Here is a 13,607-nt window from a genome sequence, read left to right as displayed (position 1 = left end):
TAAAACCTTGATATACCAACTAAGGCAGTCTTTTAGCTCTTTCAGCGCATTTCTAGCAACATTATTCTTAATTGTAAAATTTCAATGAGTGTCAAAATCCTTGATATATAAGGGTTTTGGCATTTTTTTAATTTCATTCATTTCATTGGATTACAAATAGTTTCAACAAACCGTAGCTAAAGACGTAGCTAAAAGTATATTTTTAATATACAATAAATGTAAATTAGTTTATAATGTTTTCAAGGAGGTTTTTTATATGTCTTTAGTCGAATTTAGAGAAGAACAATTTCCTTTATGGGAAGCAATGTTAAAAGAGCTTTTTGAAAATGATGTACCTTTTTATAAAGAATGGTCAACTCTCAATGACATCAAAAATGTTTTGAACTTTATTGGTGAGCATCGAGCACTTAATCATACATTTATGCCTGAAGGTGGAGGCGAAGATTTACTTAGCTGTACTTTGTCTAATGAGCCAAACTGTATAGACATGATTTTAGGCGGAATCATTCATAGAGTTAAGCCTAAAAAGCTAACTTTCCATTGGTTTAAAGATGCAGAATATCAATGGGGATATTTTATGTTAGACACAGATCAATTAGAACCCACTGGTATATACGATAATGTGCCATTTAAGTTTGAAGAAGTTGTTGAGGTAACAAATCTTCATTATATACCTCGTCATCATTGGGATTCTGGAGAGTATAATGGTAGAGACTTACCTAGCAGTTCAAGATTAGTAATAAGATTTATTTCAGGGAAATTTGCCATTTTCTCAAAAGCTTCTACGTATAATGCCAATTCTTCTACTTATGATGGCAGACATGATAAGTTTAGTGTTGAAGAATTTGCTAATTATATTGAAAGAAATGCTTCAAATAATTAATTTGTCTGTTTAGTTATTTAGATTTTTTTCAAACTTCTGAATCGCATTTTCTTTTGCTTTAGCAGAAACATGAGTATAGATATTCATCGTCGTTTGAATATCGTTATGTCCTAAACAATCCTGTACTTCTTTAATTTTTGCTCCCGCTTCAAAAAGTAGAGAACAATGTGTATGACGCAATCCATGTGTAATAATTTGTTTGAGATTGTATTTCTTTTGAACTTGAATAATCCATTTATGTGTTTTTTTAGATGTAAAAATTCATTATGTTCGTTGCTGAAGACTAATTGATTAGGCGATTTTGTATTAAATCCTAATTTGAAATAGTCTTCTTTTTATGTTTTACGCCATTCTTCGTTAAAATGAGAATTCCAAAGAAATTATTTCGAAAATAGACCTATTGAACTGATTTAATTACAAAATATTTAGTATGATAGATTTAATAAGTTAAATGGTTATTTAAAAAATAAATTTAGGGGATATGAAATGATTGGAAGTTCAGTATTAAACATCGAAAGATTTTTAGAGAATATTAGAAAAGAAGTAACTGAAATGTATAGTATCATACAAAAATTAGAAGAGATATATCTGTATGGTCAAATAGATAACTATACAGATAGAGAATTGTGGGATTTTGATGACGAACTAATAGCGATTATTGGTAAAGTAGATAATAAAATTCAATTTGCATTAGAATATTATGATTTACCAAAATTACTAGATAAATATAAAGTTGGTTTAGATAAGTTTGAAGATAGGTCAAAATTAGATTACTTTGAAGAGGCTGGAGTATTGGACAGTCCTGTATATCACTATATGATCGACTACATACAAATGATATCTTTCATTGAAACAGTAGTACCTTCTATAAATGTAAGTAATATACAGAGTCAAGTGCAAGATCAAGTACAAGAGCAAGTACAAGAGCAAGTACAAGAGCAGCAGCAAAGTCAAACTGTAGATTTTTCAGAATTACTAGATAAAATGAAAGAGATAGAGTTTTTAGATGCTAATAAACAGACAGAGTACAATTCAATGTTATCAAAAATAGATGAGGGTAATGCTGAAAATAATAAAGGGATTTTAAGTAATATTAAATCCTATTTACATGATGTAGCAAAAGAATCTAGTATAGAAATTATCAAAGAGAAAATTCCTGGTCAGATACCCATGTTAATAAAACTGATTACAAGTTTCATGAATTAGAGACGAAGTTTTACTCATATTTAGAGTTTTGGGAGATTGAGTGTAAAGATTGGTTACCTTGATATCTACAAAATGGGAGTATTTTTTATTTCAAGTGTGGCGGGAATTAAAAAAAGAAGGTGAATAATCACCTCCTAAAATTGCTCTTACAACGCATATTTTTACTAGCAATAAGGTCCTCAAGTGCGGTTTAGATATTACATTATTATCCAATATACTACAATATAATCAAAAAGAATATAAGCACTTCCACATTGTATCGAAAAGTCTTGCAATTAGAAGTCAGCGACTATGAACAACTGTTATTATTTTTGTGCGTTTAATATACTTTGAAGTTTATTATTTTAAAAGTAGCTATCTTAAATTGGGATAGCTACTTTTATTTTATCTAGTTAGTTTTCGTTACTTGAATAAATAAGCGTGATTCTATTAATAGGCTTTCTATAAGAACTAAGGTAAATTCTACCTTATTAAGTATAATGGATAAGTTTTTTATTTTACTTTTTGAATGAAATTCCTTACTCATCGATTTGAAGTATAGTTTAACTAATTATCTGGATATTATTTTAAAATTAATAGTAAATTAGTATATAATTATATTAGTAAGAAAGGAAGATATTTTATATGAGTAATTTCAAAAATGATTTATTAGCAGAACAAGAGTTAGGCAAATACTTAGACAAATACTTTTATCCTAGGTTAGGAGTTATTTCAAACGTTTGTAGAATTACTGAAAAAAATGAACAATATTTAGGCGTTGATTTAAGTGCAGTTATCTCAGGAAATAGTATCTTAATTGATGAAAAAGGATATTTAAGTATCCCTAACATTGGAAAAACATTTGTTTTAGAACTTAGTTATTTTAACAAAGAAAAAAAACTTAAAGTAGGTTGGCTTTTTGATGAATCAAAAAAAACAACTCATTATTTATTCTGTTGGAATAAACGAAATGAAGAAATTAAACATAGTGAAGTTAAGGAAAAGGATTTCCATTACATTATGGCTATGTTAGTAGATAGACAAAAGTTATTGAAATACTTAAAAGATACCTATGGAGTAAGTAAAGAAACCGCTAGATTTAAAGTGCAAGAAATCATCGAAAAGAATAAATTTGGCTCTTTGGAGACATTAAATGAAAATACAAAATCAAAGTTTTATTACACTAAAGATAGAGTAGAAAAACCAATAAATATTGTGATGAGGAAAGAAGAATTAGCCAAAATCTGTGAGGGACATTATCTAGTAAAAAGAACTGAACTCAAAAAGGTTTAAGCAAATTTACTCATCTCTCTAAAGATAATAAATAATAACTAATAAATAAAAAAGCGACTTGAATAATTCAAGTCGTTTTTATATATTCAATGAAATTTGTGCAATATTGTGTGTTTCTTGATTATCAATTTCTTTAATTGTTTTACCCATTTTTTCGATTAGATGTGTGACAAGTGCATTCCCCATACAGAAATAGCGCATACGATTACCCATTGTTGCTGTCCAATTATCGGGAAAGCCATTTAATCGTTCACATTCAATCGGAGTTAGGAAACGTTTACGTCCATTAATTTCAATAATATGAGAGCTACGATTTGTTGTACCTTCACTAGTCAGCATTGTTCTTCCGGGAAGGTCAAGAGAATCAACCGGAGACATCCCACCTTCAGAGAAAATATATTTATGCCCATCTTTGGAAGTACGTTCAATTTTTTTAGGACCACGCAAATAAACAAATTTTTCAATAGTAGTTTCTGATAAATAAAATTTCTCATCAATCTCAGATTCATTCTGTAAAATCTCTTTTAATGGAATAGGGTGTGGATTAAGTGCTTCTGTATGCACTGAATGAATTTTGCCCTCAATCATGATTCCAGATGGATGATAACCAAATGAAAATTCATCTGATATTTCAATAATATCTTTTGGTAATACTGTTTTTACCTCACGATTTTTATATATATCTTGTTTTACAGGAAAAGTAGATGCAAAAAATCCATCCTTTAATAAGATATCTGATGTTTGTTTGTTTAATTGACGTTTAGCATATGCAAGTGACTTATCATATGCGAAAATGAATATACGACGTCTGCGCTGAGCAGTACCATAATCGGCTGCATTGATAACACGCCATTCAACGATATAACCTAGGTCCCGGAATGTCGCAAGCATAATAGAAAAATCACGACCACGTTGTTTAGAAGGTGATTTCAAAAGTCGATCAACATTTTCAAGTAAGACATATTTTGGATGAGATACTTCTATAATCCGTTTAATTTCCCAGAAAAGAACACCCTTTTTACCTTCAATGCCTTGTTCTTTCGATAAAGAACGTGCTACCGAATAATCTTGGCAAGGAAAACCACCAACAAGTAAATCAATGTTCAAATCTTCAAAAGTTTTATTTGAAACTCTTCCTATATCTTCATTAGAATTGACGCTTGATGGAAAGTGTAAATTGTAACAATCAAACGCATCTTGTGCCTTTTTTGAAGGCTCCCATTGATTGGCCCAAACAGTATTGAAAAGATTCTTATCTGCTTTTTCAAGACCTACACGAAACCCACCGACTCCAGCAAATAATTCGACAACAGTTAAGTTTTTCTTCATATTTTATATCCCTCTCTCATTGTCTTTATTATATAAAATTGGGATAAAAAGATCAACAATTTTATTTTAAAACATTTTATTAGTATCAAATGAATATTATTTTATCATAAACAGGGACATAAAACGAACTTAAAGAAAATCAACATCTTCAAGCATTGATACGGCTATACTTCCTTTCATCCATAAATATTGTTTGTACATTTTTATGCCATTTAATTCTAAGGGCTTTTTAGAAGCGTCTTTTCCAGAACCACGTACAAAAAATGGATAATCTTTGGATTTAGGAAAGTTAATTTTTGTTTTTATAGTCTTGGTTTTGGGATTAGTAATAGGTACTCCACTTGTAGTAGTTTCGACTTTTTCTTCCAATAAATCATTATTAACTAAATAACGTATTTGTTCCCAGACGGATTTGATTTCATTTTCTAATATATTTTCGTTAATTGCTAATCGTTTAAAACCAATAAATTTATTGTCTAATAGCTTAGCTTTTACCGAGGGTTCTTCGAAAATTATACAAAGAAACTGTTGTCCGTTAAAATAGCTATATACAAATGATTCTTCAAAGGTTGTTTGTGAATTTGTCCACTCTTTAAAATCAATTTGGAATAACTTCATATCTTCGGTACGAGCGCCCGAAGGGGTAAGCACGACAGATTTAGGAATGATACCAATCTTACTAAATAATTCAATTTTGCTTAACTTTTTAGCTTTGCCACCGAACATTTTTACAATTATTTGCTCGGTAATATTCTTGGATACATCTTCGTTAGTATTTAATTTTATATTAATATTTAATTCATCAATCAATTCACGAACAGTTCTATTTTGATATTTTAGCGTTAGACGATGTAATTCTTCATCTAACTCTTTGAAAGAAGAGTATGTTTCGCCAAGTTTTTCTAAGCCATTTCCAAAATACTCTTGTACTATAGTAGAGACTGTCGTACGTTTTAAACGAAAACGAGGATGATTTGGCCATTTTGGTGCAGTATCTATTAACATTAATTGTTTACGTAACTCTGAAGAAAGACGTGGATATTCTTCTTTGGGATTTTCATAAGTATCTTTTAAATATTGAATAAAATCACGAACAATGAGCCAATCATTTTTAAGAATTTGCGTATCTTCAACTGAAAATTCATGAAAATGAAAACCTTTAATTTTGAAATTTGCGTATTCAATTGCGGGGACAGTTTCTGACGAATCATAATGATAATAAACTAATAGCATGTGCTCTAACTTGTGCCAGAAGCTTGATGTTTCAAAAATTTCATCTGTGATACTTTCTGGAGATACGGCCGTAATGGACATAGGTTCCTTAGCTTCATAAATGAAATCACTTTTCTTTTTTGGTTTACGAATACCAGTAGTTTTAAGTTCTGTATCGATACCATCAACAATTAAATCTGGATTTTTATCTGAATCAGGTGGATATCCTAAAATAGAACGTTCTACTACATCACCAGCTATACCAGTTATTTTAGGATGTTTTTTTGCTCGATCAAAAACATTGTTTATATCAGCTTGACCAAGTGTTTTATTGACGACACTACTAAATATTCTTTCTAATTCTTTTCGTTCGAATTTGTGTAAAGCCATCGTGAAGGCCTCCTCTTGATGGAATTAAAGCATTATTCATTATAATATATTAATTATTAGTATGCGTGAAAAATATCATGAATAATTTCCAATTTAAACAAACTAACAGAGCTGGTTTTTATAATAAATCATAAAATTAGTTGAAAGGAGAATTTACATGAGGAGTTTTCGTACTCTTGAACAAGCAAAAAAGGATTTGCTAGTAATCCAACAGTATATAGATTTACTTGAATCCTATGAACCTATTACACTCACACAACAGGTAGTACATACGTATGCCCTCCTTGGTAGTATTCAAAAAACAGCTGAAGCAATGAGTAAATGTGGAAATAAAATTACACCTGAAGAAGTAACAACATATATAACTAGTAGTGCAGCGCCAGAGGATATATTACATAAGCTTATAAAAAGTCTATATCGAAAAAGAACTAGAAAAAACCGATAGATGATATTTTAAGTATCTTATCGATTTTAAATAAAGCTTATTAAAAACTTCATAAACTTTTTAACTTGGATAATATTTAAATAATCTTCCACTTAAAGGATATGATACCTAAAGCAAACCTTTTCTTTTCTTTGCTCTTTTAGGATTTATTCGAAACAATTGATTTATAAAGTCATCAAAAGTGTCAGCAATTTTATGAAATTCCCATTCTTCTTCATCCGAAAGATAGTTTTCAACTATATAGACAACAGTTGGATGTTCCTTTTCCTTTCGATAGTCTAAAACGAGCCATTCATGAAAGTCTGTCCAAAGAACAATTAATCCTTGTGGAAGAACTGCTTCTTTAAGAAGCTCTTTGGAAGATAATATACTTAAATCATCTTTTTCAAAATGAATTGGCTCTATGCTAGGAAGAGCGTCTTTGTATTCCGTGTAATAAGGAAAGTTTAGTTCACCGCCATTCTGCTCTTTCATCAGTTGAATAAAGGATGATGGGAAGTGAACGTCCAATATATTTTCAGCTCTACTTATTATTTCATCGTTAATAGGATATTCAATACGATTATTTTTCGGTTCCTTATTCCAAAAATTCTCGCCTCTATAAAAATCTTTATTCAACATACGAATCACCCGCCATTTAATATTTCTACTGATTATAACGCACTATAAGGGTTTTAACCCATTGCAAAGCAGCTGATGTATGTCTAATTCTTCAGTGTCAGGCATCAAAACAAAGGTGAATGTTATAACATTCACCTTTATGGCGGCACACTCAATATTAAGTATCAAAGGAAGGGTTACTTTACCTCTCAGGTAGCAGCGATTCCTTATGGAAAAGCGAGATAACAAAGAAGGATTGCCACTCGAGTGGCAATCCTTCTTTGCATAGTTGGAAAACAATCGTAGCTTTTCAATAGCTATAATCCCAGCTGTCCTCGCGATATCTCATGTGATTAAACGTTTATTTTAAGAGAACTTCTGTAACTCTTTTCGCATACCATTGGTAAAATCGTTTTGCATCTTGGATTGGTATGTCTGATAAGGATTCGTATCGCACGGGTTTTGCTCGGTTGATAAAGCCGATTGTGGCAAGACCCATCCATTGCTGCAATTTTGATCGTTTCACTGACACTTCAGCAATTTTGTCACGCCGGGTGATGAACGTTGTTTTTTCGAACATTCCTTGGCTTAGTTGAATTTGACTGCCCGTAAGCGCATAACGTGTGTTGTGATAAACAATCAACCGCCTGGCTACTATGAAGGCTAGCAAAACGGCAGATGCGATTGCCCAACCATATGTAAAGTCCAACAATGCAGGTTTGAAATACACAAGAAGGATAGTCGCAATCAGCCAGAACCAATACGGTTTTATGAGTCGGGCGGCCAATGATTTGCACGGCAGCTTCTTCATGTGTTGGCACACTTCATAGTCTGGCAGCAATTCGGAAATGATCGAATAGGTTCGCTGCATGGGCAAAAACGGATAGAGTGTACTGACTTCGTTGTCATCATCCCCGAGGTCTCCTATGCTAATCAACTTCACTTCTGCTAGTCCGAGCAACCGTTTCATAAACGATTGTGTAATTTCCACAGCTTGCACACGGTCTTTCGCAATCGAAAAAGCTCTTTCATCCAATACCCCTTTTGAAATATAAATCCGTTTGTCATCAGATGCAATTTCATACTTTCCATACTTCACGAACGTGATAAGAATACCCACACTGATAGATAGCATAATTACGATTGCTAGGAATCCTGCAATCATCCATCCAGATGATAGAATTGACTCGAACCAACCTTCTGCCGTGTCTTCAAGATGAAAAAGTGCACCGATTTTTGCTAATAATGAAGAAGCAATGGCGAGGAAGAATAGGAAACTGAGTGAGGTAAATGATGCTTTCACAAGATCTTGGTGTGTCGGCGTAAAATGAATTACTCGCTCCGTTTCGTTCCAACGGCCACCATCGGGCTGTGGTTCATCATTCATAATTTGGGAATCCGGATGGCTAGTCCTTTTCACCAAACTTTCTAATCGATCTGCTTCTGACCGGGTCAGCACGGGAAAGGGAACATTCGCATTTACACCTGATGTACCTGTTTCAAAAGTGATGGAAGTCATACGCAATAGTTTATGCAAAAAGGATGTATATCGTTGTACGTTCTGGATTTTTTCATAATTGATCGTGCGTTCTGTCTTTTCAAATATGCCCGATTTCAGATGAAACGCCCGTTCATCTGTGCCGTATCGATTCGTAAACAGTTTCCATATACTTGTGACTACTGTGTAGACAAAAGAGACAAGCAAAACCCAGCCCATAATCCGGAAAAAGGTAGAATCTGAGCCTTTATTTAAAAAGAGAATCACAGCAAGAATCCCAAAGTTCTTAAAAAAACCAATGATATCAAAAAGAACTGTCAGTGGGTGGTAGTGTTTCATATCCATTAGTCATCCACTTCCCTGATTTTTGCCATCCGCGCAATCTGGTTTCGAACTTCAACTGCTGTATCCTTTGGCAGAGCCGGAATTTCATGGCTCGATCCCATCGTCTCAATAGCCAGTGAATACAGGCCAAATTTACGTAAAATGGGTCCTTGATTCATTGAAACAGCTTGAATCTTTGCCATTGGCACCAATTCATGGCTCTCGTAAAATGCTCCTGCTTTTAGCTGCAAAAAGTCCTCGTCGATGCCATAGCAGAAATGGCGCACTAAGAAAACAGGACGCAGCCCCACAGACCAAACCGCAGACAACAGAATCAATTCTGCTAATACAAACAGTAGCCAACTCACCCAATTCCACCAAGAGAAATAGGTTGCTATACCATACAAAAAGGCAACTACACCAAGCGAAATCGCATGTGAAACCGCCGATCCCCAGCGCAGAGCGGGCACGGCTTCTTTTATTAACCGCATTTCTGGTGCTTTAATTTCATTTTCCATTGTAACCCCTCCAAGCGGTCATTTCTCCTTATTACAACAAATTTCGCATTTGTTTTCAAGGTGTGTTGGAGAATGGAAGGGTTCCCGGGATTCCGTTTCCCTAACAAGTCTTGCTGCAAATTGTGAAGTTAGCGTAGGACTTAAAATGTTCAGATTCGGGGGCACAACTTCATTTTGCGATTGTAAATAGAGGGGGAAGAGTTGTAAAACTTGTGAGAACGGTTGTAAATATGAGCTGAGCGGTGGTAAATATCCCGAATTCGGCTGAAAGCATACGCTGGCATATCGAAATGAGCTGACTTTTAGTAGTTTACCAGAAATTTCTGTATAATTAGAATATACATTCAAAGGAGGAGAATGAAATGGAGCAAACAAAAGAATACATACAAACTTGGGATTTGGATCAGATTTTTACAGGGGGAAGTCAATCGCAGAGCTTAAAAGAGACCATATCAAAATTAACGAAAGAAATGTCGAAGGTAGATGAAAGTATCGAACGTTTTGATGCTGCAAAAGCTTCGGCAAATGATTTGGTAGAAATCATTAATCAGTTGGGGCCATTACAGAAACAATTGCGGGATGTCTTTGCCTACATTGGCTGCCTCAGTGCACAAGATGTAAATGATTCAGATGCAGCAGTATTAGTAGCAAAGTCTGGAGACTTAAGCGCAAAAATGGGGACAGTAAGCTCTAAACTAAATCAAAAGCTAAAAGATATTAAAGAAGAGGCTTGGGCACAAATGATACAGTCTCAAGAATTAAAAGAGATTGCTTTTTCACTTAGCGAAGCAAGACGTAAGGCAAAAGAAATGTTGCCGATAGATCAAGAAGTATTAATCAATGATTTGGCTGTTGATGGCTATCATGCATGGAATCAGATGTACGATACGATTGTTGGCAGTATGTTTGTCACTGTGGAGGAGAAGGGTGAAAGTAAACAGTATTCAATGGGACAAGCATCCAATATGATGTCCAATTCTGACCGCAATGTACGGAAGAAGACATTTGATTTAATCCAACAGGAGTGGCAGAGAAATGCTCCATTGTTTGGGCAATCCTTAAACCATCTGGCTGGATTCCGATTACAAGTATATAAACATCGTGGATGGAATGATGTATTAAGAGAACCACTGGAAAATAATCGAATGCAAAAAGAAACGCTTGATGCCATGTGGACAGCGATTGAGCAGAATAAAGAACCATTTGTAGCATTTTTAAATAGAAAAGCAAAGTTACTTGGTGTGGAAAAACTGAGTATGTATGATATTGGCGCCCCTCTCGGAAAAAGTGAAACAAAAGTATCTTACACCCAAGGAGCTAATCGGATCATCGAGCAATTCCAGAAGTTTAGCCCTCAAATGGCCGATTTTGCAAAAATGGCATTTGAAAATCGCTGGATTGAAGCAGAAGACCGAGCCGGGAAACGCCCAGGAGGATTTTGTACAAGCTTTCCAAATAAAAAACAGACACGTATCTTTATGACATATTCAGGAACAGAATCTAATATCGCGACACTGGCCCATGAACTCGGACATGGTTTCCATCAACATGTGATGAATGATTTGCCAATCCAAAATCAACGGTACGCTATGAATGTGGCAGAAACTGCCTCGACTTTTGCCGAAATGATTTTGGCAGATGCAGCAGTTCGACAAGCAACATCAAAAGAAGAAAAAGTAGCATTGTTGGAAGATAAAATACGCCGAGGCATCACATTCTTTATGAATATTCATGCTCGTTTCTTATTTGAAACAAACTTTTATGAGGAACGTAAAGATGGCATGGTCCCGGTAGAAAGGCTCAATGAATTAATGGTTACCGCACAGAAAGAAGCATATTGTGATACGCTTGATGAATATGATCCAATGTTCTGGGCTTCCAAGTTACATTTCCATAAGACAGGAACACCATTTTATAACTTCCCGTATACATTCGGTTATTTGTTCAGCCTTGGCATCTATGCACATGCTTTGGAACAGGGCAATGATTTTGAAAATGAATATATCGCCCTTTTGCAAGACACTGGCCGTATGACGGTGGAAGATCTAGCGAAAAAGCATTTGAATGTCGACCTAACGAAACCAGACTTCTGGGAAAAGGCAATTCATTTATGTATTGAGGATATCAATGAGTTTATGCAACTGACGGAGTAATTGGAGTAAATATTCTGAAATAAAAGGAGTAACTAGAAAATTCTAGTTACTTCTTTTTGATATGGTATTTAAAGATCATCAGTTTTTTCATACGCAACGGCAGAAGATCTATTCTCAAATGGTATGATTGATGGGAATAAGTTTATTGATAGAGTTCCAGACTTAGAGTGGTAAAATAATACATGTAATTAGCTTGACTAGAACTTACTTATAGAAAAGAGAAATGGGCTATTAATCAAGGAGGCAACTATGAATAATGATTGGTCTAAATTAAAACGCTCTTCAAATGGAATTCCTACGTATGATTCATTAATTCCTTATATTTTAGAAGTTATAAAAAATGGGGAAGAGGCGACCAACGTCGTTATTAAAGAGAGGGTATGTGATTATTTAAATGTACCTCAACACATTGTGGAAGAGAAATACCCTAATTATCTAGAAAGCGAAAGTATATTACATAACCGATTTAGCTTTGCCTTTAGTGATTTATCTAAAGCAAATGCAGTTGACCGCGTTAGAAGAGGCGTTTATAAAATAAATGAAAATGGGGAATTTTTATTAGATAACTATGGAGATCAATTAACTAAAAAAGTCTTAGAAGAACGTCCTGAATATATGCAATATATGAATGAATTGAAATTGCGTAATGAAAGAACAGGTGGAGCCACAATTGAAAATGTGGAGGAAAATGATGAGCCGAAAATTGAAATTGGGAGCCTAGTTCAGACTATAAACAATGAAATCGCGATTGAACTTCTGGATATTGTTCGTGGGAGCGATCCTATATTTTTTGAAAAGCTAGTAGTGGATTTACTAGTAGCCATGGGGTATAGCGGAGAAAATGGCGAAGCTAAAGTAACCAGCCAATCAAATGATGGAGGGATAGACGGTATTATCAATCAAGACCCCCTAGGAACAAGCACTGTATACATACAGGCAAAGAGATATAAAGAAGATAATGTAGTTGGAAGATCAGCCATCCAAGCGTTTTATGGAGCTCTTGCAGGAGTAAATGCAGATAGAGGGGTGTTTATTACAACTTCCCGTTATACTAAAAATGCAAAAGAGTTTGCCAAGAACCAAGGTATCGTGTTAATTGATGGCATCCAGTTAACTGATTTAATGCTTAAATATCAAGTGGGGGTAGAGGTAGCTCACCAATATACAGTATTTAAGATAGATGGAGATTATTTTGAGGAATAAACTAACCTAGCTTATTATTATAAAATCTGTACATGCGAAAGTGCTCTATATAAAACAGCCTAATTTTTATGATTAGGCTGTTTTTTTATAGAAATTAATTTTTAAAAAACTTTATTTAGTGGGCAATATATTTCAATTTTTAGTTTGGTTTAATTATTTTTCATTTTTTGACGTTATGTATAAATAGACATAAATGATAAGATCAATTGTTAAAAATGATAAACCTATGATCAACGTATAGTATTTGAAGAAATCTCCAGTAGAATAACCACCTGCATAGAATCCATATAGAAAGATGAAAACAATTCCTAATATTGCACAGGCCCTTTGGACTTTTTCCATGATGTGTTCTCCTTTAGGTTAATAATTTATTTATAGATATTGGTAAATGATCCACTTTTATTATATATCACCTCTATCCATAAAAAGCCATAGCCATGTGATGGAATGAAGCTATAAATACAATTTCATTTAAAGACGAGTGAGCGAGAACTAATTTATCCATACATAGAGGATATGGATGAGGAAATTGATGATGTAAAAGCAACCAGTAAAAGAAAAAGGACATGGCTTA

The 13,607-nt window shown here is 33.9% G+C and carries 13 protein-coding genes; 6 read left to right on the top strand and 7 right to left on the bottom strand.

All coding sequences use genetic code 11. The features are described 5' to 3' along the window. Positions 1-256 precede the first annotated feature (256 nt). A complete protein-coding gene (locus tag M2M59_RS11960) occupies positions 257-883 on the top strand; it encodes a serine/threonine protein kinase (RefSeq protein ID WP_249774681.1) in 627 nt (208 codons plus the stop codon). Positions 884-892: 9 nt separating this feature from the next. On the opposite strand, the gene M2M59_RS11955 is transcribed toward M2M59_RS11960, so the two are convergent. After that, positions 893-1,075 carry a tyrosine-type recombinase/integrase gene (locus tag M2M59_RS11955; RefSeq protein ID WP_249776012.1) on the bottom strand — a complete coding sequence of 61 codons (183 nt, stop codon included), beginning with the start codon at positions 1,073-1,075 and terminating at the stop codon, positions 893-895. A 294-nt stretch (positions 1,076-1,369) separates the two neighbouring features. Here M2M59_RS11955 and M2M59_RS11950 point away from each other — a divergent pair, with 294 nt between their 5' ends. Next, the gene (locus M2M59_RS11950) at positions 1,370-2,089 is read left to right on the top strand and encodes a hypothetical protein (protein ID WP_249774680.1); all 720 of its coding nucleotides are present in this window, start codon (positions 1,370-1,372) and stop codon (positions 2,087-2,089) included. Positions 2,090-2,713: 624 nt separating this feature from the next. Next, on the top strand, positions 2,714-3,361 hold the full coding sequence (locus tag M2M59_RS11945; RefSeq protein ID WP_249774679.1) for a hypothetical protein: 648 nt from the start codon (positions 2,714-2,716) through the stop codon (positions 3,359-3,361). 78 nt (positions 3,362-3,439) lie between these two features. On the opposite strand, the gene dcm is transcribed toward M2M59_RS11945, so the two are convergent. Together dcm and M2M59_RS11935 are read right to left on the bottom strand one after the other, a co-directional pair. Beyond that, positions 3,440-4,690: a DNA (cytosine-5-)-methyltransferase gene (gene dcm / locus M2M59_RS11940; protein ID WP_249774678.1), complete on the bottom strand. Its 1,251-nt coding sequence runs from the start codon at positions 4,688-4,690 to the stop codon at positions 3,440-3,442. Between the two features lie 129 nt (positions 4,691-4,819). Continuing rightward, positions 4,820-6,292, bottom strand: a complete 1,473-nt coding sequence (locus tag M2M59_RS11935; RefSeq protein ID WP_249774677.1) for a MutH/Sau3AI family endonuclease — start codon at positions 6,290-6,292, stop codon at positions 4,820-4,822. A 157-nt stretch (positions 6,293-6,449) separates the two neighbouring features. Between M2M59_RS11935 and M2M59_RS11930 the strand changes: the two genes are divergently transcribed. Then, complete coding sequence (locus M2M59_RS11930; protein WP_249774676.1) at positions 6,450-6,737, top strand: hypothetical protein; 288 nt, start codon at positions 6,450-6,452, stop codon at positions 6,735-6,737. A gap of 108 nt (positions 6,738-6,845) precedes the next feature. On the opposite strand, the gene M2M59_RS11925 is transcribed toward M2M59_RS11930, so the two are convergent. From M2M59_RS11925 to M2M59_RS11915, 3 genes are all read right to left on the bottom strand, one after another. Beyond that, positions 6,846-7,358 carry an SMI1/KNR4 family protein gene (locus M2M59_RS11925; protein ID WP_249774675.1) on the bottom strand — a complete coding sequence of 171 codons (513 nt, stop codon included), beginning with the start codon at positions 7,356-7,358 and terminating at the stop codon, positions 6,846-6,848. Between the two features lie 340 nt (positions 7,359-7,698). Then, the gene (locus tag M2M59_RS11920) at positions 7,699-9,180 is read right to left on the bottom strand and encodes a PH domain-containing protein (protein ID WP_249774674.1); all 1,482 of its coding nucleotides are present in this window, start codon (positions 9,178-9,180) and stop codon (positions 7,699-7,701) included. Then, entirely contained in the window at positions 9,180-9,677 is a 498-nt protein-coding gene (locus M2M59_RS11915; RefSeq protein WP_249774673.1) for a PH domain-containing protein, read from the bottom strand. The genes M2M59_RS11920 and M2M59_RS11915 overlap by 1 nt, the downstream gene beginning before the upstream one ends. A gap of 362 nt (positions 9,678-10,039) precedes the next feature. Between M2M59_RS11915 and M2M59_RS11910 the strand changes: the two genes are divergently transcribed. Together M2M59_RS11910 and M2M59_RS11905 are read left to right on the top strand one after the other, a co-directional pair. Further along, positions 10,040-11,830, top strand: coding sequence for a M3 family oligoendopeptidase (locus M2M59_RS11910; protein ID WP_249774672.1), 1,791 nt, complete (start codon positions 10,040-10,042; stop codon positions 11,828-11,830). A gap of 249 nt (positions 11,831-12,079) precedes the next feature. After that, complete coding sequence (locus tag M2M59_RS11905) at positions 12,080-13,033, top strand: restriction endonuclease (RefSeq protein WP_249774671.1); 954 nt, start codon at positions 12,080-12,082, stop codon at positions 13,031-13,033. Positions 13,034-13,186: 153 nt separating this feature from the next. Here the strand turns inward: M2M59_RS11905 and M2M59_RS11900 are convergent, their stop codons facing one another. After that, the gene (locus M2M59_RS11900; RefSeq protein ID WP_249774670.1) at positions 13,187-13,375 is read right to left on the bottom strand and encodes a hypothetical protein; all 189 of its coding nucleotides are present in this window, start codon (positions 13,373-13,375) and stop codon (positions 13,187-13,189) included. Positions 13,376-13,607: the final 232 nt, after the last annotated feature.

The sequence above is a fragment of the Rummeliibacillus sp. G93 genome (assembly GCF_023515935.1).
Classification (GTDB): Bacteria; Bacillota; Bacilli; order Bacillales_A; family Planococcaceae; genus Rummeliibacillus; species Rummeliibacillus stabekisii.
This window is presented reverse-complemented; position numbering and strand designations above follow the sequence as displayed.

Coding starts and splice junctions, on each gene's coding strand:
- M2M59_RS11960 (WP_249774681.1), top strand. CDS start 257: ATGTCTTTAGTCGAATTTAGAGAAGAACAATTTCCTTTATGGGAAGCA.
- M2M59_RS11950 (WP_249774680.1), top strand. CDS start 1,370: ATGATTGGAAGTTCAGTATTAAACATCGAAAGATTTTTAGAGAATATT.
- M2M59_RS11945 (WP_249774679.1), top strand. CDS start 2,714: ATGAGTAATTTCAAAAATGATTTATTAGCAGAACAAGAGTTAGGCAAA.
- dcm (WP_249774678.1), bottom strand. CDS start 4,690: ATGAAGAAAAACTTAACTGTTGTCGAATTATTTGCTGGAGTCGGTGGG.
- M2M59_RS11935 (WP_249774677.1), bottom strand. CDS start 6,292: ATGGCTTTACACAAATTCGAACGAAAAGAATTAGAAAGAATATTTAGT.
- M2M59_RS11930 (WP_249774676.1), top strand. CDS start 6,450: ATGAGGAGTTTTCGTACTCTTGAACAAGCAAAAAAGGATTTGCTAGTA.
- M2M59_RS11925 (WP_249774675.1), bottom strand. CDS start 7,358: ATGTTGAATAAAGATTTTTATAGAGGCGAGAATTTTTGGAATAAGGAA.
- M2M59_RS11920 (WP_249774674.1), bottom strand. CDS start 9,180: ATGGATATGAAACACTACCACCCACTGACAGTTCTTTTTGATATCATT.
- M2M59_RS11915 (WP_249774673.1), bottom strand. CDS start 9,677: ATGGAAAATGAAATTAAAGCACCAGAAATGCGGTTAATAAAAGAAGCC.
- M2M59_RS11910 (WP_249774672.1), top strand. CDS start 10,040: ATGGAGCAAACAAAAGAATACATACAAACTTGGGATTTGGATCAGATT.
- M2M59_RS11905 (WP_249774671.1), top strand. CDS start 12,080: ATGAATAATGATTGGTCTAAATTAAAACGCTCTTCAAATGGAATTCCT.
- M2M59_RS11900 (WP_249774670.1), bottom strand. CDS start 13,375: ATGGAAAAAGTCCAAAGGGCCTGTGCAATATTAGGAATTGTTTTCATC.